Below are 18,891 nucleotides of genomic sequence, written 5' to 3' on the forward strand. Positions count from 1 at the left end.
ACGGACCTTCAGTCTTCCGCATTCGCCCGCGCGGCGAGGCCCTGATGGAGCAGGTCCACCACCTCCTGCGGCAGGTCCAGGGCGAGGGCGGCGGCGTGGCCCTCCTCGGACATCTTGCTCCAGGTCTTGGCGAGGATGCCGGCCACCTTCTCCGGCTCGGGGCGGTGCTTCAGGAGGAAAGCGTCCAGCTCGTAGGTGAGGAAGACGAGCACCGCCACGTCCTCCAGCACCTGCATATCGGCATCCTGCTTCAGCCGGTCCTTGCGGACGATCTTGCCCACGCGCTCGGAGAATGCCGTCTCGAAGCCGAGGCCGCGCAGGATCTCGGAGATGCGCCGCTCGTGGACGTTTTTCAGCTCCGTGCGCCAGCGGAAATAGCCCGCCTTGCCCGCCGGATAGGTCTCGCGCGGGATGGTGAAGCGCTCGATGTGCTGGCCGCGCGCGGCGATCTTCAGCGCGTCGGAAGCATCGGGCCTGAAGCGGTCGAGCACCTGCGTCATCCGTTGCCCGTAGAGCACCGCCGCTGGCACGCTCCGGCCGTCCACCTGCACCCGTGCGGGATCGGCGGCGTTGGCCGCGTCGATGGCGGCGTAAGCCGTCTCCAGCATGGCGGCGGGAATCGCGTCGCTCGTCATCGCGTCTCCTGTGAATACATCTGGCGGCCATCATGGCCGCGGATGCGCCCGTGTCTAGCGCAAGCGCAGCCGCGCCCAGCGCCACAGCGCCCGCACCCGCCGCTTCAGCTCGGCGAGCCTCAACCATTCCGACACCGAGCGATGCACGGAAGCCGCCGTCTCGATGACATAGGCCATCCACCGGACCGTCATCAGCTGGGCCTTGCCGGCGGTGAAGATGCGCTCGATGAGGACGAAACTCACCAGATGCGCCAGCAGGAACAGGAACGTGCCGGTGCGGACATGGCCGTTGGCGATGTGGATGAGCGCCAGGAACTTCACCGGCTCCACCACGCCGTAGGGCACGGCGATGAGCACCAGCACGGCATAGGCCGGCAGGGCGCCAACCCACGCCTCGAACCGCTGCACCAGCTTCAGCGCGGCGAGCCAGTCCAGCAGCGGCCGATAGAGCGGACGGACCAGCTCGTCGAGCAGGATGACGATCCCGACCACCACCCGGAAAGCAAAGCGCAGGGCGACCCGCAACGGATTGCGCGGGCGGGGCGGACGGGGTGGAACGGAGGAATCGGCCATGCCGCGATGATGCCGGGGAATTCGCGCCCGCGATATGTGCCGCAGCGGCAAGAGGAATTGGCCGTCGCATCCCCTGGCTTCGCGGAGGCACATCCCGGGGCCGGCTCGCGTAGGGCCGGGACCGGCGCGCTACCGCGCCGACGGTCGGCTTTCCGGACCACGGCGGCCGGAAATGCCGGAGCGAGTCTGGGCCGGGGTGGCCGTCGACTGGCGGGGGATCAGGGTGGGGGCGGCGATGCGCAGGCGATCGGCGCGCGTCACGGGGCCTCGCATCAGCAGGTCCAGCGCGTCGGCGGCGATCTGGTCGAACGGCACGCGCACGGAGGTGAGCGGCGTGGGCAAACGGCTGACGATGGGAATATCGTTGTAGCCAACGACCGAGACGTCGCCGGGCACCGAGAGACCGAGGCGGGCGAGCGTCGAGAGGGCGCCGATGGCGGTGTTGTCGTTGACCGCGAAGAGCGCCGTGGGCGGCTCGGCCGCGCTCATCAGCCGCTCGGCCGCATCCGCCCCCGAATCGATGCCGAAGGTGGATTCGACCACGAGCGCCGGATCATCGGCGATGCGGGCCTCCGCGAGCGCCTGCCTGTATCCCTCCACGCGTCCCCGGCTGCTGGACGCATAGGCAGGGCCGGCGATGAGACCGATGCGGCGGTGGCCGAGATCGATCAGGTGCCGCGTGGCGAGATATCCCCCCAGCCGGTCGTCGCCCACTGAGGCGAGGCTGCGCCCGTCGCTGCGCAGCGCGAGCACATAGGGCACGCCACGGTCGGCGAGTTCCTGGGCAAAATCGTCGCCTTCGCGGGCGGTGGACAGGACGAGGCCGTCGACGCCCCGCTGGAGCAGCGTCTGCGCCGCCTTGCGGTCGGCGCGCGGCTCGTCGTCGGTGGTGGCGACGATGGCGAATTGGCCGGTGCGGGTGCAGGCGCGGGCCAGCGCCTCGTAGAGCATGGCCATCACCGTGTCCGTCAGCCGGGGAACGATGACGCCGATGGTGTTGGTCTGGCCACGCCTGAGGCTCGCGGCGGAGACGTCGCGGACATAACCGAGGCTTTCCGCCACCTGTCGCACCCGCCGGGCGGTCGCATTCTCCGAGCGCGGCAGGCGCTCGTCGAGGATGCGCGAGACGGTCGACTTGGACACACCCGCTGCAGCCGCCACGTCAAGGATGGTGACGCGTCCCTGCCGCTCGTGCGGTTCGTCATCGTTCAACGGCTTGTGTCCTTCGATCCGGCATTTGGCGACAGGTTAGCGATTGACAGGAGACGGACACAAGGGCAATTATGGGAACGTTCCCGCTAACGATCCAACAAAAACTGCGGGTCGGAGGAGGCGGGACCGGATTTTCGGTCTGAACGATCCCAAGGAAGGAACTCGAACCATGGCTATCGACTGGAAGGGCCTGAACCCCGCCCCCGTCACCCTCTTCAAGGCCAACGGCGACGTCGACTTCGACGGCAACGCCCGCCTCGCCAAGTGGCTGGCCGCCATTCCCGGCGTGAAGAGCCTCGTCATCCTCGGCCATGCCGGCGAGGGCACCTTCCTGACCTTCGACGAGCAGATCGAGCTGATCCGCGTCTACAAGGACGCGACCCCGCTCCCCGTCATCGCCGGCATCACCGGTGAAGGCACCAAGGTCGCCGAGATCGAGGCGAAGAAGAAGTTCGACGCCGGCGCGAGCGGCGCGCTCGTGTATCCGAACCACGGCTGGCTGCGCTTCGGCTACCAGAAGGGTGCCCCGCAGGACCGCTACAAGGCCATCGCCCAGTCCGGCCTCGAGTGCATCCTGTTCCAGTACCCGGCCGTGACCAAGGCCAATTACGACCTCGACACCCAGCTCGAGATCGCCGCCATTCCGGGCGTGACCGCCACCAAGAACGGCGTGCGCGACATGAAGCGCTGGTACGATGAAATTCCCGCCCTCAAGAAGGCGTTCCCGAACCTCGCCGTCATGTCCTGCCACGACGAGTGGCTGCTGCCCACCATGTTCGACGTGGACGGCCTTCTGGTCGGCTACGGCAACATGGCACCCGAGTTGCTCATCGAATACCTCAAGGCCGGCAAGGCACAGGACTACACCCTCGCCCGCAAGTATCACGAGCAGCTCCTGCCCGTGACCCGCGCCGTCTATCATCGCGGCTCGCACATGGAGGGCACCGTCGCCCTCAAGCATGCGCTGCGCGCCCGCGGCCTCATCGACAACGTGAACATCCGCGAGCCCCTGAAGCCCCTCGGCGAGGCGGCTGACGCCGAGATCCGCGCGGCGGTGAAGGCCTCCGGCCTCACCGTGGTCGCGGACGCCCTCGCGGCCTGAGTTTCACGCCCCCGGAGGCGGCCCATGCCGCCTCCGCCCCTAGCGGGTGACAAGCGCGTCCCGGCTCCAGGCCGGGACGCGCCAAATCCGGGTGCCTCTGGCCACCGGCAAAAAGAAAAACCAAGATCATCCCTGGAGGAAACCCAATGCTCATGCAGACGCCGCGGCACCTCGGTGCTAGCGGGGCAACCGACTTGCGCAGAGATGCCGAGCGCCAAGCCGACATCAGCGCCCGCCTCGAACGACTCCCGATCACCCGACGCGTGTTCTGGACCCGCAACATCATCGGCGCCGCCACCTTCTTCGATGGCTACACCGTCATCGCCATCGCCTATGCCATGCCGGTGCTGGTGCGCGAGTGGGGGCTCAAGCCCGAACAGACGGGCATGATCCTTTCCATGGGCTACCTCGGGCAGCTCATCGGCGCGGTCTTCTTCGGCTGGCTGGCCGAGCGCATCGGCCGCCTCTCCGTGCTGCTCTTCACCATCCTGCTGTTCGTCAGCATGGACATCGCCTGCCTGTTCGCCTGGGGCGCGGCCTCCATGATGGCCTTCCGATTCATCCAGGGCATCGGCACCGGTGGCGAGGTGCCTGTGGCGAGCGCCTACATCAATGAATATATCGGCTCCAAGGGGCGCGGCCGCTTCTTCCTGCTCTATGAGGTGATGTTCCTGTTCGGCCTCGTCGGGGCCGGCCTCATCGCCCGCGCATTGGTGCCGATCTATGGCTGGCAGGCCATGTTCCTCGTCGGGATCGTCCCCGCCGCCATCCTCATCCCGCTGCGCTTCTTCATGAAGGAATCGCCGCGCTGGCTCGCCGCCAAGGGCCGCTATGCGGAGGCCGACAGGATCGTGTCGGACCTGGAACACAGCGCCACCACCCAAGGCCATGTGCTGGCCGAGCCGAAGCCGGTGGCCATGAAGCCGGTCGAGCGTTCGGGCATCCGTGAGCTGTTCTCCGGCATCTATCGCCGGCGCACGCTCACCATCTGGTCCATGTGGTTCTGCTCCTACCTCGTGGCCAACGGCATGATCGCCTGGCTGCCCACCCTCTACCGGCAGACCTTCAACCTGCCGCTGGAAACGGCGCTGCTCTACGGCCTCCTGACCTCGGTGGCCGGCGTGGTGGCGTCCATCGCCTGCGCCCTGCTGATCGACAAGGTCGGCCGCAAGCGCTGGTATACCTTCGCCTTCCTCGCGGCACCGATCCCGCTGCTGGCCCTGGCGTGGATGGGGGCGACCTCCCCGACCGAGGTTCTGGTCCTCGCTGGCCTCGCCTACGCGATCGTGCAGACCATCACCTTTTCACTCTACCTCTACTCAGCGGAACTCTACCCGACGCGCCTCAGGGCGATCGGCACCGGCCTCGGCAGCGCGTGGCTGCGGCTCGGCTCGTCGGCCGGCCCCATCGTGGTCGGCACCATCATGGGCGCGGCGGGCATCCAGTATGTGTTTGCCACCTTCGCCGGTGTCCTCGTGGTGGGTGCGCTCGTCACCATGTTCTTCGCCATCGAGACGAAGGGCCGGGTTCTGGAGGAGCTCTCCCCGTAGGCTGCCCGCCGCATGGCATCACAGGGACAGGCCGCTGGCGGGCGAATAGGCCCGGCAGCGGCACCTGTGCGAGGTCGGTCCGGTCAGACCGCGTGGCCGACCAGCGTGCCGATGGCCGCCGTCGCGGCCATGGCGATGGCGCCCCAGAAGGTCACGCGGATGGTCGGCTTCCAGATGTCCGCGCCGCCCGCCCGCGCACCCAGCGCGCCGAGCACCGCGAGGCAGACCAGCGAACCACCCGAGACGATCGGCGCGATCTGGGCGGTGGGCGCCACCAGCGAGATGATGAGCGGGATCGCCGCGCCCAGCGCGAAGGTCACCGCCGATGTCAGTGCTGCCTGGATGGGGCGCGCAACCACATGCTCGGCCAGCCCCAGTTCGTCACGGGCGTGGGCGGTGAAGGCATCCTTTGCCGTCATCTGCTCGGCCACCTGCCGCGCCAGCGCCGGCTCGACGCCGCGCCGCACATAGATCTGCGTCAGCTCGGCCAGCTCGCTTTCGGGATCCTCGGCGAGCTCGCGCCGCTCCTTCTGCAGGTCGGCATTCTCGGTATCGGCCTGCGAGCTCACCGAGACGTATTCGCCCGCCGCCATGGACATGGCGCCGGCGACAAGGCTCGCCACGCCCGCGACGAGGATTTCCGACGAATTGGTCGAGGCCGCCGCGACGCCTACCATGAGGCTCGCCGTCGAGATGATGCCGTCATTGGCACCGAGGACGGCGGCGCGCAGCCAGCCGATGCGTTCGATCAGGTGGTTTTCGCGGTGCAGAGGCTTCATGGCGATACCTTCTTGAAGGAACGGATCGGCGCGGTACAGGCTGCGACGCAGGGGAGCGTGCTACAGATTGGAGTTGATCTAATCTGTTGCGGTGCGCAGGCCAAGCGGCGCTTGGTCGCGTCCCCTTCTGCCGGGGGCGACAGGCGGAAAACGTTTCCGGCTCAATGCTTCGTGGCGCTCCCGGGGCCGGCTCGGCTCCCGGATCTGCCCTATCGCGCAGGCTCGTCGGGCGGCACGGGTGGCACCCAGGCGGCGATGCGGGCGCTGCCTTCGGGCGACATCTGCCCGGCCGCGTCGATGATGACGTCGTGAACGATGGACCAGACTTCCCTGCGGGCGTCACGCAGGCCGGACAATGCGGCCCGCGCCGCCGCCGGATCGAAGGGCCTCGCAAGGAAGGTCTCGCGGGCGCGCTCCTGCGCCGCGCGGGAGGCCGCCTCGGCGTCCACCAGCCGTCCGTTGGCGGCGGCGAAGCGGGCCAGCAGAAGGCGGGCGTCGGCCATGGGTAGGGTCGCCGCCAGCCGGTCGATGCGCACCCGCGGACTGCGGTCCTCCACATTGGGGGCCGGCAGGAAGACGGGCTTGTGCGGCGCACGCATCACCACAGCCAGCGCCACGCCCGCGAAGAACAGGTTGAGCGCGAGGGAGGCGATCAGCAGACGCCGCGGCGCGGAGGCGAGGCCCGAAAAGCCGGATAGCGGGCGCGACAAGGGGCTCACAGCACGCCCTCACCGATGGGTCCCGGCTCGAACACCACCGCGCTGACATCGGTGGTCACGCCCGCCCGCGCGGCCGGGCCGATGCTGACGAGCGTGTCGCTCGACCCCACCATGAAGCCGAGCAGCGCCATGCCGGCGAGCGCGGCGATGCTCGGCCAGGCCGGCCGCAGGTCGAGCGCGATGAGCCAGTCCGGCAGCCAGAGCACCGGGTGGCGGCGGGACTGGCGCGGCAGCGGCGCGTTGGCGAGCGCGAGCGTGACACGCCGCGCCGGCCGCATGTCCGCCTCGCTCGCAAGCCGCGCTGCGCCGGCGAGCCGCCGCTCCAGCGCGATCTCGTCGGCCAGCAGCGCCCGCGCCGCCACGTCCGTCGCGAGCAGCGCCTCGGCGGCAATGCGGGACGCAGGCGGCCACAGCGCGACATCCGTGCCGTGGCGGATCAAGAGGTGCTCGAATTCCTCACGTGTCATCGCCCTGTCCTTCTTTTCGTGCAGCACCCAGGCTCAGGCGCAGGCTGCGCCGGGCGCGGACGAGCAGTGTCTCCACGCCGGAAACCGAGGTGCCGAGAATCTCCGCAGCGTGGGCGTTGGAGACCCCCTCCCAGTAGGTAAGCAATATGGCCACGCGCTGCCGTTCGGGAAGCGCAGCGACCGCGGCGAGCAAGGCCCGGTCCTCCTCCTGCCGCTCCATGACGGCGAGCGCGTCGGGCGCCGGATCAGCCCGCTCGCCGGCCACGTCGAGGCCGAAGAACGGCAGGCGGCGGCGGACATTGAGGCACAGATTGATGACGATGCGGTAGAACCAGGTGCCGAAGGCCGCATCCGGCCGCCAGCGGGGCGCCGCCCGCCAGACCCGCAGCAGGGCCTCCTGGGCGATATCTTCCGCATCGCTGCTGTTGCCCACGAAGCGCCGGGCGAAGGCGACGGCCCGCACCGCATAGCGCTGGCAGAGCGCGCGGAACGCGGCTTCATCGCCGGCGGCGATGGCCGACATGAGATCCTCGTCGCTCGGCTCGCGCATGCGCGTCCAACTGCCCGCCTGTGTCCCGGCCCGTTCCGCCCGCAACATGGCACCATGATGCGAACTCCCTTCAAGTCCATCGCCGCCGGATTGTTCGCAGGAGCGGCCACGGTAGCCGGTCCGCAGTTCGCCGGACGTTGGCAATTGAACACCCGGGCGCGCTAAACCCTGCGCTCCGCCCCACTCATCACAGAGACGTGAGCTTTGCTGCAGCGCGCGCAGGGTTCCGGCAGCGCGGGTGTTCAAGGGGGCATCGACTATTGCCGCAGGACGGCCTGATGCGTGTCTTCCCCTTCGTCATTTCATCGATCGTTGTCGTCGCCGGCGCCCTCGCCTGGCAGCAGGGACTGATCGGAGCCGCAGCGCAGGCGCCGAAGCCCAAGGCACCACCCCCGCCCATCCCGGTTATCGCCACGGCGGTGAAGGTGGAGGACGTGCCGGTCTATGGCGAGGGCATCGGCACGGTGCAGGCCTCCAACACCATCCCCGTGAAGGTCCGCGTCGACGGCGAGCTGACCAAGGTGGTGTTCAAGGAGGGGCAGGAGGTGAAGGCGGGCGACATCCTCGCCCAGATCGACCAGCGCCCCTTCGCCGCCGCCCTCGCCCAGGCCAAGGCAGCGCGGGCCAAGGACGAGGCCCTCCTCGCCAACGCCAAGGCGGACTACGACCGCTACAAGGTTCTGGTGCCCAAGCAGGCGGCGTCCCAGCAGCAGCTCGATACCCAGAGCGCGCTGGTCGCCCAGTATCAGGCGCAGATCGCGGGCGACGAGGCCGCCATCGACACCGCCCAGATCCAGCTCGACTACACCACCATCTGCGCACCCATCTCCGGCCGCACCGGCGTGCGGCTGGTGGACGAGGGCAACATCGTCCACGCCAATGACGAGGGCGGGCTGGTGGTCATCACCCAGCTGAAGCCCGTCGCCGTGGTCTTCACCCTGCCGCAGGACCGGCTCGATGACATGCAGGCGGCGCTGGCGCGCGGCCCGGTCTCGGCCCTCGCCTTCCGCCGCGACGGCGTGACGAAGGTGGGCGAAGGCACGGTGGCGCTGATCGACAACCAGATCAGCTCCGACACCGGCACGCTGCGCATCAAGGCCATGTTCCCGAACGACGACCTCAAGCTCTGGCCCGGCGCCTTCGTGAACGTGAAGGTGCTGCTCGACACCCACCACGACGTCGTCACCATCCCCGCGCAGGCGATCCAGCGCGGGCCGGACGGCTTCTATGTCTATGTGGTGAAGCCGGATGACACGGTGGAGAAGCGTTCCGTCACCACGAGCGGGATCAGCGCCGGCACCGCCTCCATCGCCACCGGGCTGGCGGCGGGCGATCAGGTGGTGATCGACGGCCAGTACAAGCTCACCCCCGGCGCCCGCATCACCGTGCGTCCGCCGCCGGCCGCGCCGCCTGCGAGGAGCGTGTCGGTGGGGGCGCCGGCATGAACGTCTCAGCGCCCTTCATCCGGCGGCCCATCGCCACCACGCTGTTGATGGCGGCACTGCTGCTGGTCGGCCTCGTGGCCTATCCGCTGCTGCCCGTGGCACCCCTGCCGCAGGTGGACTTCCCGACCATCCAGGTCTCCGCAAGCCTTCCGGGCGCCAGCCCCGAGACCATGGCATCCTCGGTCGCGACGCCGCTGGAACGACAGTTCAGCCAGATCGCCGGCGTAACGCAGATGACCTCCACCAGCGCGCTGGGCGTCGCCTCCATCACCATCCAGTTCGATCTCGGCCGCAGCATCGATGCCGCCGCCCAGGACGTGCAGTCCGCCATCAACGCCGCGTCCGGCCAGTTGCCGAAGAACCTGCCGAGCCCGCCCACCTTCCGAAAGGTCAATCCGGCGGACGCGCCCATTCTCATCCTGTCCGTTCAGTCGGACCTTCATCCCCTCACCAAGCTCGACGACGCGGCCGACACTATCCTCGCCCAGCAGATGAGCCAGATTCCCGGCATCGCGCAGGTGGCGATCACCGGCGAGCAGAAGCCGGCGGTGCGGGTGCAGGTGGACCCCGCCAAGATCGCGGCGCTGGGCATGAGCCTGGAAGACGTGCGCGCGGTGCTCACCGCCGCGACCGTGGACCAGCCCAAGGGCAGCTTCGACGGGCCGGCGCAGGGCTTCACCATCTATGCCGACGACCAGCTGCTCACCGCCCTGCCCTGGAACGAGGTGGTGGTCGCCTACAAGAACGGCGCGCCGGTGCGCATCCGCGACATCGGCCGCGCGGTGGACGGACCGGAAAATGCCCGCCTCGCCTCCTGGCAGAACGGCAAGCGCGGCATCCAGCTCATCGTGTTCAAGCAGCCCGGCGCGAACGTCATCGATGCGGTGGACCGGGTGAAGGCGGCCATCCCGCGGCTGGAGGCGTCGCTCCCCCCCGGCATCACGGTGAAGATCATCGGCGATCGCACCGAGACCATCCGCGCCTCGGTGGACGACGTGCAGCTCACCATGCTCATCACCATCGCGCTGGTGGTGGCGGTGATCTTCGCCTTCCTGCGCAGCCTCTGGGCCACCATCATCCCGAGCGTCACTGTGCCCATGGCGCTCATCGGCACCTTCGCGGTGATGTATGTGGTTGGCTACAGCCTCGACAACCTCTCCCTCATGGCCCTCACCATCGCGGTGGGCTTCGTCGTGGACGATGCCATCGTGATGCTGGAGAACATCTATCGCTACATCGAGGAGGGCATGCGCCCGTTCGATGCGGCGCTGAAGGGGGCGGGCGAGATCGGCTTCACCATCATCTCCATCAGCCTGTCACTGGTGGCGGTGTTCATCCCCGTGCTGCTCATGGGCGGCATTGTCGGGCGCCTTTTGCGCGAGTTCGCCGTCACCGTCACCATCACCATCCTCGTCTCGGTGGTGGTGTCGCTGACGCTGACGCCCATGATGTGCTCCCTGTTCCTCAAGAACGAGCACGGCGTGAAGCACGGGCGTGCCTACATGGCGGCCGAAGCCTTCTTCGACGGGATGCTGAAGGTCTATGACACCGGCCTGAAGTGGGTGCTGAAGCACCAGTTCCTCACCCTGATGAGCCTCCTCGCAACCGTCGCCGCCACCGGCTGGCTCTATGTGGCCATTCCCAAGGGCTTCTTCCCGCAGCAGGACACCGGCTTCATCCAGGGCTTCTCCGAGGCGGCGCAGGACATCTCCTTCTCGGCCATGACGAGCAAGCAGATGGCGCTGCTCGACATCGTGGCGCGCGACCCCGCCATCGAGAACGTCTCCGGCTCGGTGGGCGCCACCGGCGGCTCACAGACCATCAACACCGGCCGCGTCTGGATCACCCTGAAGCCGAGGAGCGAGCGCGACGTGACCGCCGACGAGGTGATCCACCGCCTGAGGCCGCAGCTTGCGAAGGTGGAGGGCATCGCTTTGTTCCTGCAAGCCTCGCAGGACATCAACGTGGGCGGGCGCGCCTCCCGCACCCAGTATCAATACACATTGCAGGACGCCAATCTCGACGAGCTGAACGCCTGGGGCCCGCGCATGCTGGCCAAGCTGAAATCCCTGCCGGAGCTGACCGACGTCGCCACCGACCAGCAGACCAACGCGCCCACCGTCTCCCTCACCATCGACCGCGACACCGCCGCCCGCTTCGGCATCCTGCCGCAGGTGATCGACGACACGCTTTACGATGCTTTCGGCCAGCGGCAGGTGGCGCAATACTTCACCCAGCTCTCGCAATACCACGTCATCCTGGAGGTCGATCCCAAGCTCCAGACCGACCCCGGCGCGCTGGACAAGGTGTACGTGCGCTCGCCGCGCACCGGCGAGGAGATCCCGCTCTCCGCCTTCGTGAAGGTGGACAATTCCAAGACCGCCTATCTCTCCATCTCCCACCAGGGCCAGTTCCCGGCGGTGACGCTCTCCTTCAACCTCGCGCCGGGCGTCGCGCTGGGGCAGGCGGTGGACGCCATCAAGCAGGCGGAGCAGGAAGCCGGCATGCCGCAGACGCTGATCGGCACCTTCCAGGGCACGGCGCAGGCGTTCCAGAACTCGCTCCGCACCCAGCCCTACCTGATCCTCGCCGCCATCGTCGCCGTCTACATCATCCTCGGCGTGCTCTATGAGAGCTTCATCCACCCGCTCACCATCCTCTCCAGCCTGCCCTCGGCGGGGGTGGGGGCGCTGCTGGTGCTCTATGTGGCGGGTTATGACCTCTCCGTCATCGCCCTCATCGGCATCCTCCTGCTCATCGGCATCGTGAAGAAGAACGCGATCATGATGATCGACTTCGCTCTGGTGCGGGAACGCGAGGGCAAGTCGCCGGAAGACTCCATCTATGAAGCGTGCCTCATCCGCTTCCGGCCCATCATGATGACCACCATGGCGGCGCTGCTCGGCGCCCTGCCGCTGATGCTGGGGACGGGCACCGGCTCGGAGCTGCGCCGCCCGCTGGGCTTTGCCATCGTCGGTGGTCTCATGGTGAGCCAGGTGCTCACGCTCTACACGACGCCGGTGGTCTATCTCTACATGGTCCGGCTCCAGCGCTGGCTCACCCGCAAGCGCGAGAAGCCCGCCGCCCCGGTGCGCCTCGCCCCGGTGCCGCATCTCGACGAGGCGGCGGAGTAGCGGAGCCCCCTTGACCTTCAGGCCGGAAGGAGGCCCATTTCCGGCCTCTTCCCCCAGAAGGAACCCCAAAGATGAGCGCGCCGGTCAAGATCGTGGTCCTTCTCTCCGCCCGCCCGGGCAAGGCGGAAGCGTTGCAGGCGCTGCTCACGGGCATGGCGCGCGCCACCCGCGCCGAGCCGGGCAACCGGCGCTGGGACTTCTGGCGCGATCAGGCCGAGCCCACACGGTTCGTCATCGACGAACTCTATGTGGACGCCGCGGCCGTCACCGCCCATCGCGAGACGCCGCACTTCGAGAATTACTTCGCGCACATCAACGACCTCGCCGAGCGCACTCCCTTCGTGCTCGATCCGGTCGACGTGGTGGCCTGAGCCACGCTCGGGCGCTGCGCGGGCTTGACCAGCCTCAGAGCGCCGCCCGCCGCTCCGGTCGCGGACGGCGCGGCGGCCGCGCGATCTCGGCGAGGGCCACAGCGATGAGACCGAAGGCACCGCCGATGAGCACGTTCTCCACCCGCTCGGTGGCGATGCCGCTACCCGTCCCCGCAAACGCGGACGCGAGCGCGATGAAGAAGCAGCGCGCGCCGAAGCCGACCACGTAGCGCCAAAACGCGATCAGCGTGAGCATGGCTCCGAGCACGCAGAAGGAATAGCCCACGTCGCTGACCGGCAGCACCAGCCCGATCAGCAGCCCGAGCGGCGCGCCGACCAGCGCGCCTAGGGCGCGCAGCTTCAGCTTGCCGGTGGAAGCGGAAAGATCGCCCACCACGACGCTCGCCGCCGACCAGATGAGCCACTGGCCCTCGCGGATGTCGAACATCTCCACCAGCAGCGCCGCCGCGAACACGGCGGCCGCCGTCGCCACCGCCCGCACCAGCCAGTCGCCGGAGGGTGGCCCGAAGATCTCGGATCGCTCCAGCGTCCGCCGCCGCCCGTCCAGCGCCTGCACCACGCAGACGAGGGTGAGGCCTACCGGGGAGAGCCCGAGCAGCACGCCCGCCTGCCACAGCGCCGCCTCGCCCAGCGCGCCCTCGCGGATGTCGAGCGCCAGATAGACGGCGGGGATGAACACCCAGTTGCCCAGCGTCCGCATCAGCGTGCCGAAGCGCGTCACGGCCGCGGCCATGAAGCCGGTGACGGCCGCCAGCACCACGAACAGGGGCGGGATGGGCGCCGCCAGGAACAGCAGCGCGAAGGTGGTGACGATGACGAAATATTGCACGATCACCGCCGCCGGGCTGAGGCGCAGCTTCAGCGCCGGGATCAGCAGGGAGACGGTGAGCAGGCAGAGATTGACCAGCGCGGGTTCGCCGGAGAGGAGATAGGCGATCACCAGCGGACCGATCACCGCCAGCGCCCGCACGATGGCGCCGAGATGAAGTTCCTGCGCCAGCCACAGGCGCAGTCTCTCGATGGGGCCGCTCACCGGCGCCCCCATGTGTCGCCGCGCGGCTCCCGCGGACGGCCCGCACCCGCGCGCGCTGTGACGATCCCGCCCATTTCTGTGCCCTTCCCGCCCTCATCCTACAACGGTCGCGAGAGGTGCGGGAGCGTCACGCAGGACGGATGGAGAGCCGCGTCGCCGACAGGGCCCGATAGGCTGAGGCCCGGCAGCTCAGCACCAGCACCTGCATGCGGCAGGAGGCTTCGGAGAGGATCTCCATCATGGTGTCGAAGCGGTCGTCGTCGGCGAAGACGAGGGCATCGTCCAGCACCAGCGAGGCGGGCTGGCCCTTGTCGATGAGGAGATCGGCGAAGGCGAGGCGGGTGAGGATGGCGATCTGCTCCTGCGTGCCCTTGCTCAGCATCTCCGCCGCCTCCTCGCGGCCGGCGCGGGTGAGGAGCTGGGGCTTCAGATCCTCGCCGAAGGACAGACTGGCCGAGGGCAGTAGGCGCCGCACATAGGGCTCGATGCGCCGGGTGACGGGGGCGAGATAGCGGCGCGCCGCTTCTTGCTGCGCCTCCTTGAGCACCTTGAGCAGCAGCGCCAGCGTGTCCGCCTCGCTTTTCAGCCGGGCGTGGGCGGCGACGGCGGCCTCGGCCTCCTCGTCGGCGGCGGCCTTGCGGCTCGCCGGGCCTTCCCCGCCCAGCGTGCGCGCCTGCTCCTCCAGCCGCGCCACCGCGCCGGCCAGTTCCGGCAGTTGGGATTGCAGCGTGTCGCGCTTCTTGCGCAGGGCATCGCGGCGGCGGATGAAGCCGTCCGCGTCCAGTCCCTCGGCGGCGCGGCGGGCGGTGTCGCAATCCACCAGCGCGCGGGCCTCGGCGGCGCGCGCGTCCTCCAGGGCGGCGGCGAGATCTTCGTCCGCGAGCGCGGCGCGGTCGGCCGCAAGGTCGGTGGCGAGCCGCGCCCGCTCGGCCTCGGCCCGCTCCAGCGCGGCAGCGAGCGCGACTTCCTTGAGTTCGCCCGCCTTCAGGCTGTCCAACGCGGCCTCCCGGCGGGCAGCGGCCTCCGTCTCGGCGGCGCGGGCGGCGCGATAGGGGGTCTCCACGTCGGCGGCGGGGAATGCGGAATCCTTGGTTTCCGGCGCCGGCCGCTCCACGGCAGCGAGCGCACCGCGCAGGGGATCGAGGCCGGCGGGGATGCCGAGGGCGGCATCCGCCGGGCATTCGGCCTTGAGCCGGGTTCTCAGGCCCAGAAGCTCGGCCTCGTCGATAGCCCGCGCCCGGCCCGCGGTGCGGGCGGCCTGCTGCGTGTCGTGGCCCACGCCTGCGAGGAAATCGGCGAGATCGCGCCGCGCCGCCCGCAGCCGCGCCAGCGCCGGCTCGCCCGAGGGTGGCGGGGCGAAGGCGATGGTGCCGACGCCGGGAATGGCGATGGTGCGCGGCCGGCTGAGGCGGAGGGCGCCCTCGGTCAGCGGCGTGCCGTCGAGGAGTATCTCAGGCGCGCCCGGCTCGAGGGTCACGGTCAGCGTGGCGGCGCCAGCCTCCGCCTGGGCGCGCGCGGCGCTCTCCGCATCCTCCAATTGGCGCAGGCGATCCACGGCAGCGGCATCCATGCGGGAGGCCGCGATGCGCGTTTCCCGCTCGCGAATGTTCGTGGCATGGACCTCGGCACGGTCTAGCCGGGCGAAGGCGGCAGCCAGCGCAAGGCGGCGCTCGGCGGCGGCGCGCTCGGCGACGGACTGGTCTCGCCGGGTCTCCGCCTCGCGCAGGGCTGAGCGGGCGGATTCCAACGCAACCGCCACTGCTTTTTCGGCAGAGCGGGCGCGGCCGATCACCTCGGCATGGGCGCCCACGGCCTCCGTGGCGCCCGCCACCTTCCCCTCGGCGGACTGAAGCTGGCCCGCGAGCTTCTCGCGCCCGGCCCGGCGCTCCTCCAGCGCGCTGCGGCGGGCGGACTGCTCGCGCACGGCGAGGGTGGCGATCTCCAGCGCCTGTCCGGCGGCGCGGGCGCGGGCGATGTCCTCGTCCAGCTTCTTCAGATCGGCGTCGGTCTGCGGGTCCTCGATGTCGCGCACGAGCCGGCGGCGCTCGTTGCGCCTGTATTCGAGCTGCTCCAGCACGCCCTCGAACTGCTCCAATTCCCGCGCGCGCTCGGTGGCGGCAAGGCGCGCAGCCTCGGCCGCCTCCATCGCCTGCTTCAGCCGCTTGGTTGGCTTGCCACCGGGAGTGAGGAAATCCTCCAGCGCCTTCTCCACCTGCGCCACCACCGCCTTGGCGCGACGGCCGCCGGTGACGGCGCCGATCTCGCCGGCCAGAGCCTCCTCCAGCGTGCGGCGGGCGGTCTCGCCCGGACTGCCGAGGAGGAAGGACTGGCCCTGCTCCACCCAGAGCAGACCGAGCGCGCCGCGACTGTCATCGTCAGCGCCGCGATTGCCCGCACGGGCGAAGCCGAGGAGGCCCTGCAGTTTTTCCTCGGCCACATCGGAGGCGAACCGCCCCTCCGGCCCCTCCAGCGTCACGGAGGGGGAGAGCAGGAACCGCTTGGTGAGGCGCCATTCCTCGCCGTTCACGTCGAAAGCGAGTTCCACGCTCGGCGCCACCTCGTCGCCTTGCGGACGGAAGGAGCGGATGCGGTCGCTCTTGGCGCTGTGGCGCTCGAACAGGGCCGCGCGCAGGGCGTCCAGTACCGTGGATTTGCCGGTCTCGTTTGGCTCGCAGACGAGGTTCAGCCCGTCGGTGAAGCCGTCCACCACCACGGGGGCGCGGAACTTGCGGAAATTCTCGATCCTGAGGCGACGAACCCGCATCACGCTTCCCCCGCCCTTTGGGCGCGCATCTGCTCCACATAGAGGCGTTCCAGCGCCTGGGCGGCGAGCCGCCCCTCGGCCCCGCCTTCGCCCATCATCGCCCGAAGGCGCACGGCGGCTGTATGCAGCTCGCCCTGGGCGTCGATTTCGGAGAGGTCGGTGTCGGTGGGCCGCGTCACGAGATCTTCGGCGATCAAGTCCAGCCAGCGTACCTCGTGCGCCAGCTCGTCCTCCAGACGGCGGCGTACCGCCACCCGCTCAGCCAGCGTGACGAGGCCGGAGAGCCGGAGCCGGCAGACGAGATCCTGCCGTGCCACGCCCGGCGCGAGGCCGGCGATGCGGGCGTCGAGGTCATCCGCGCCGGAAAGGGACCAGCCCTCCTCCAGCCAGTGGTGGCGGCCGATGGGCAGCTCCGTCACCTCAGGCGGGGCATTGCCGGACACATCCACCAGCAATGCGACGCCGGTGACCTCGCGGCCGAAATCGTCCGGCTCGGGCGTGCCGCTGTAATAGGTGCGCTCGTCGATCCGGATGCGGCCGTGCCAGTCGCCGAGTGCGAGATAGGCGAGGCCGGCGCGACGGGCGCGGTCGACGGCGACGAGGTTGGGGTCGGCATCGCCGCCGAAGGTCTGCACCGAGCCGTGGGCGAGCCCGATGCGCAGGGCGCCCGGAGGCGTCTCCGCCCCATCGAACCATTGGGTGGGGTCGGCCACGCTGCGCTTGTGGGAGAGCGGGGCCGGCAGCAGCACGGCCTGTTCGCCATCTCCGGTGCCGAGATCCACGGGCAGCGCCTCAATGAGGGCCGAGACATTGGCCGGCGTGTCGGCGGCAAGCCGACTCCATAGGCCGTCCGCACGCAGGGGATCATGGTTGCCCGGCAGCAGCAGGAAGCGCACATCGGCCTGCGCCTTCATGCGATTGAGCGCCTGCCGGTAGACCCGATCCCCCGGCTCCGGGCTGTCGAACACGTCGCCGGCCACCAACACCAGCGGCGCCCCGTTCGCACGGGCCGCGGCGGCGAGGCGGTCGATGGCGTCGAGCCGCGCCTCCCTCAGAACGGTGCGCGCCTCTTCGGGCACGCGGCCGAACGGCTTGCCCAATTGCCAGTCAGACGTGTGAATGAAACGCATGCCCGCCTCCGCGCGCTGGTTTGGCGCAGGCGCGGCGGCGGCGCAAGGTCCGGCTTGAGCGGAAGCCTCAGGCGGCCTCGGCGTAACGGGCGACGGAGAGGTCGGACGTGTCGATCTCCGGCGCGCGGCCGCCGATGATGTCGGCGAGCACGCGGCCCGAGCCGCAGGCCATGGTCCAGCCCAGGGTGCCATGGCCGGTGTTGGTGAAGAGATCGGCGAAGCGCGTGGCTCCGACGATGGGCGTGCCGTCCGGCGTCATGGGGCGCAGGCCGGTCCAGAAGGTCGCCTTCTCGATGTCGCCGCCGGCCGGGAAGAGATCCCCCACCGAATAGGCCAGCGTCGCCCGGCGCGGCGCGCGAAGCGAGAGGTTGAAGCCGGCGAGTTCCGCCGTGCCACCCACGCGGATGCGGTCGCCGAGGCGGGTGATGGCCACCTTGTAGGTCTCGTCCATCACGGTCGAGCGCGGCGCCGCGTCCGGATCGACGATGGGCAGTGTCAGGGAATAGCCCTTCACCGGATACACGGGGAGACGGATGCCCAGCGGCGCGAGCAAGGCCGGCGTGTAGCTGCCCATGGCCGCCACATAGGCATCGGCCGTGAGCACCTCGCCGCCCGACAGAGCGACGCCGGTGATGCGCCCGCCGTCCTGCCGCAGCGCATCGACGGTGACGCCATATCGGAAGGTCACGCCCTGCCGCGCGCAGATCTCGGCGAGGCGCTGGGTGAAGAGGTGCGCGTCGCCCGTCTCGTCCCCCGGCAGCCTCAGGCCGCCCACGAACTTGCCGCGGACGCGCGCCAGCGCCGGCTCAGCGCGGATGCAGCCTGCGGGATCAAGCAAATCATAGGGGACGCCGTGGACATCCAGCACCTCGGTGTCGGCGTGCACGTGGTCGAGCTGCTTCTGGGTGCGGAACAGCTGGAGCGTGCCGAGCGTGCGTTCGTCATAGGTGATGCCGGTGTCCTTGCGCAGCTCGTCCAGCGCGTCCCGGCTGAATTCGGCGAGGCGGACCATGCGCGCCTTGTTGCGGCGATAGGCGGCCTCGGTGCAGTTGGCGAGCATCCGCGCCAGCCAGAAATAGAGCTTGGGGTCGAGGCCCGGCCACACCACCAGCGGGCGATGGTGCATGAGCAGCCACTTGACGGCCTTCACCGGAATGCCCGGCCCGGCCCAGGGTGAGGAATAGCCCGGCGAGACCTGCCCCGCATTGGCGAATGAGGTCTCCATGCCGGCCGCCGGCTGGCGGTCGAGCACCGTCACCTCATGTCCGGCCCTGGAGAGATAATAGGCGGATGTCGTGCCGACGACGCCGCTGCCGAGAATCAGAATGCGCATGGCCTTGCACCCCACGCCGCCGGCCGAGGGGGTCGCTGGCCCGGCCGGATGGTTAGCGACAATTCTACGCCGG

16 protein-coding genes are annotated in these 18,891 nt (G+C 69.6%); 5 read left to right on the forward strand and 11 right to left on the reverse strand.

The window, feature by feature from the left end; translation table 11 throughout:
- Window positions 1–8 precede the first annotated feature (8 nt).
- The 3 genes from XAN126_RS0121320 to XAN126_RS0121330 all read right to left on the reverse strand — a co-directional run bounded on the left by XAN126_RS0121320 (window position 9) and on the right by XAN126_RS0121330 (window position 2,420).
- The gene (locus XAN126_RS0121320; protein WP_024280587.1) at window positions 9–635 is read right to left on the reverse strand and encodes a DUF4202 domain-containing protein; all 627 of its coding nucleotides are present in this window, start codon (window positions 633–635) and stop codon (window positions 9–11) included.
- Between the two features lie 54 nt (window positions 636–689).
- Entirely contained in the window at window positions 690–1,208 is a 519-nt protein-coding gene (locus XAN126_RS0121325) for a hypothetical protein (protein ID WP_024280588.1), read from the reverse strand.
- Window positions 1,209–1,337: 129 nt separating this feature from the next.
- Window positions 1,338–2,420 carry a LacI family DNA-binding transcriptional regulator gene (locus XAN126_RS0121330; protein ID WP_024280589.1) on the reverse strand — a complete coding sequence of 361 codons (1,083 nt, stop codon included), beginning with the start codon at window positions 2,418–2,420 and terminating at the stop codon, window positions 1,338–1,340.
- Window positions 2,421–2,589: 169 nt separating this feature from the next.
- Between XAN126_RS0121330 and XAN126_RS0121335 the strand changes: the two genes are divergently transcribed.
- Both XAN126_RS0121335 and XAN126_RS0121340 read left to right on the forward strand, forming a co-directional pair.
- Window positions 2,590–3,522 carry a dihydrodipicolinate synthase family protein gene (locus tag XAN126_RS0121335; protein WP_024280590.1) on the forward strand — a complete coding sequence of 311 codons (933 nt, stop codon included), beginning with the start codon at window positions 2,590–2,592 and terminating at the stop codon, window positions 3,520–3,522.
- Window positions 3,523–3,716: 194 nt separating this feature from the next.
- Window positions 3,717–5,072 (forward strand): MFS transporter, encoded by a 1,356-nt coding sequence (locus tag XAN126_RS0121340; protein WP_029877546.1) that lies wholly within the window; start codon window positions 3,717–3,719, stop codon window positions 5,070–5,072.
- Window positions 5,073–5,155: 83 nt separating this feature from the next.
- On the opposite strand, the gene XAN126_RS0121345 is transcribed toward XAN126_RS0121340, so the two are convergent.
- The 4 genes from XAN126_RS0121345 to XAN126_RS0121360 all read right to left on the reverse strand — a co-directional run bounded on the left by XAN126_RS0121345 (window position 5,156) and on the right by XAN126_RS0121360 (window position 7,587).
- Window positions 5,156–5,851, reverse strand: coding sequence for a VIT family protein (locus tag XAN126_RS0121345; RefSeq protein WP_024280592.1), 696 nt, complete (start codon window positions 5,849–5,851; stop codon window positions 5,156–5,158).
- A 209-nt stretch (window positions 5,852–6,060) separates the two neighbouring features.
- Window positions 6,061–6,561, reverse strand: coding sequence for a periplasmic heavy metal sensor (locus XAN126_RS0121350; protein ID WP_197024078.1), 501 nt, complete (start codon window positions 6,559–6,561; stop codon window positions 6,061–6,063).
- A 5-nt stretch (window positions 6,562–6,566) separates the two neighbouring features.
- On the reverse strand, window positions 6,567–7,037 hold the full coding sequence (locus XAN126_RS0121355) for a hypothetical protein (protein ID WP_024280594.1): 471 nt from the start codon (window positions 7,035–7,037) through the stop codon (window positions 6,567–6,569).
- The gene (locus XAN126_RS0121360; protein WP_024280595.1) at window positions 7,027–7,587 is read right to left on the reverse strand and encodes a sigma-70 family RNA polymerase sigma factor; all 561 of its coding nucleotides are present in this window, start codon (window positions 7,585–7,587) and stop codon (window positions 7,027–7,029) included. Before XAN126_RS0121360 ends, XAN126_RS0121355 begins: the two co-directional genes overlap by 11 nt.
- A 278-nt stretch (window positions 7,588–7,865) precedes the next feature.
- On the opposite strand from XAN126_RS0121360, the gene XAN126_RS0121365 reads away from it, so the two are divergent.
- The 3 genes from XAN126_RS0121365 to XAN126_RS0121375 all read left to right on the forward strand — a co-directional run bounded on the left by XAN126_RS0121365 (window position 7,866) and on the right by XAN126_RS0121375 (window position 12,537).
- Window positions 7,866–9,032 (forward strand): efflux RND transporter periplasmic adaptor subunit, encoded by a 1,167-nt coding sequence (locus XAN126_RS0121365; RefSeq protein WP_024280596.1) that lies wholly within the window; start codon window positions 7,866–7,868, stop codon window positions 9,030–9,032.
- Window positions 9,029–12,166, forward strand: a complete 3,138-nt coding sequence (locus XAN126_RS0121370; protein ID WP_024280597.1) for a multidrug efflux RND transporter permease subunit — start codon at window positions 9,029–9,031, stop codon at window positions 12,164–12,166. Before XAN126_RS0121365 ends, XAN126_RS0121370 begins: the two co-directional genes overlap by 4 nt.
- A gap of 71 nt (window positions 12,167–12,237) precedes the next feature.
- Window positions 12,238–12,537, forward strand: a complete 300-nt coding sequence (locus XAN126_RS0121375; protein WP_024280598.1) for a putative quinol monooxygenase — start codon at window positions 12,238–12,240, stop codon at window positions 12,535–12,537.
- A 34-nt stretch (window positions 12,538–12,571) separates the two neighbouring features.
- Here the strand turns inward: XAN126_RS0121375 and XAN126_RS0121380 are convergent, their stop codons facing one another.
- The 4 genes from XAN126_RS0121380 to XAN126_RS0121395 form a co-directional block, all read right to left on the reverse strand.
- Window positions 12,572–13,603 carry an FUSC family protein gene (locus XAN126_RS0121380; protein WP_024280599.1) on the reverse strand — a complete coding sequence of 344 codons (1,032 nt, stop codon included), beginning with the start codon at window positions 13,601–13,603 and terminating at the stop codon, window positions 12,572–12,574.
- Window positions 13,604–13,718: 115 nt separating this feature from the next.
- On the reverse strand, window positions 13,719–16,355 hold the full coding sequence (locus XAN126_RS0121385; protein ID WP_024280600.1) for an AAA family ATPase: 2,637 nt from the start codon (window positions 16,353–16,355) through the stop codon (window positions 13,719–13,721).
- Window positions 16,355–17,485 carry a metallophosphoesterase gene (locus XAN126_RS0121390; protein WP_024280601.1) on the reverse strand — a complete coding sequence of 377 codons (1,131 nt, stop codon included), beginning with the start codon at window positions 17,483–17,485 and terminating at the stop codon, window positions 16,355–16,357. Before XAN126_RS0121390 ends, XAN126_RS0121385 begins: the two co-directional genes overlap by 1 nt.
- 67 nt (window positions 17,486–17,552) lie before the next feature.
- A complete protein-coding gene (locus tag XAN126_RS0121395; protein ID WP_280938295.1) occupies window positions 17,553–18,833 on the reverse strand; it encodes a D-amino acid dehydrogenase in 1,281 nt (426 codons plus the stop codon).
- Between the last annotated feature and the right edge of the window lie 58 nt (window positions 18,834–18,891).

Origin of the sequence: Xanthobacter sp. 126, from assembly GCF_000526175.1 — a bacterium.
In the GTDB taxonomy this organism is placed as follows: domain Bacteria; phylum Pseudomonadota; class Alphaproteobacteria; order Rhizobiales; family Xanthobacteraceae; genus Xanthobacter; species Xanthobacter aminoxidans.

Excerpts from the sequence above, each read along its gene's own strand:
- XAN126_RS0121380 (WP_024280599.1), bottom strand. The coding sequence starts at position 13,603 with ATGGGGGCGCCGGTGAGCGGCCCCATCGAGAGACTGCGCCTGTGGCTG.
- XAN126_RS0121390 (WP_024280601.1), bottom strand. The coding sequence starts at position 17,485 with ATGCGTTTCATTCACACGTCTGACTGGCAATTGGGCAAGCCGTTCGGC.
- XAN126_RS0121355 (WP_024280594.1), bottom strand. The coding sequence starts at position 7,037 with ATGACACGTGAGGAATTCGAGCACCTCTTGATCCGCCACGGCACGGAT.
- XAN126_RS0121385 (WP_024280600.1), bottom strand. The coding sequence starts at position 16,355 with ATGCGGGTTCGTCGCCTCAGGATCGAGAATTTCCGCAAGTTCCGCGCC.
- XAN126_RS0121320 (WP_024280587.1), bottom strand. The coding sequence starts at position 635 with ATGACGAGCGACGCGATTCCCGCCGCCATGCTGGAGACGGCTTACGCC.
- XAN126_RS0121325 (WP_024280588.1), bottom strand. The coding sequence starts at position 1,208 with ATGGCCGATTCCTCCGTTCCACCCCGTCCGCCCCGCCCGCGCAATCCG.
- XAN126_RS0121345 (WP_024280592.1), bottom strand. The coding sequence starts at position 5,851 with ATGAAGCCTCTGCACCGCGAAAACCACCTGATCGAACGCATCGGCTGG.
- XAN126_RS0121370 (WP_024280597.1), top strand. The coding sequence starts at position 9,029 with ATGAACGTCTCAGCGCCCTTCATCCGGCGGCCCATCGCCACCACGCTG.
- XAN126_RS0121365 (WP_024280596.1), top strand. The coding sequence starts at position 7,866 with ATGCGTGTCTTCCCCTTCGTCATTTCATCGATCGTTGTCGTCGCCGGC.
- XAN126_RS0121335 (WP_024280590.1), top strand. The coding sequence starts at position 2,590 with ATGGCTATCGACTGGAAGGGCCTGAACCCCGCCCCCGTCACCCTCTTC.
- XAN126_RS0121375 (WP_024280598.1), top strand. The coding sequence starts at position 12,238 with ATGAGCGCGCCGGTCAAGATCGTGGTCCTTCTCTCCGCCCGCCCGGGC.
- XAN126_RS0121360 (WP_024280595.1), bottom strand. The coding sequence starts at position 7,587 with ATGCGCGAGCCGAGCGACGAGGATCTCATGTCGGCCATCGCCGCCGGC.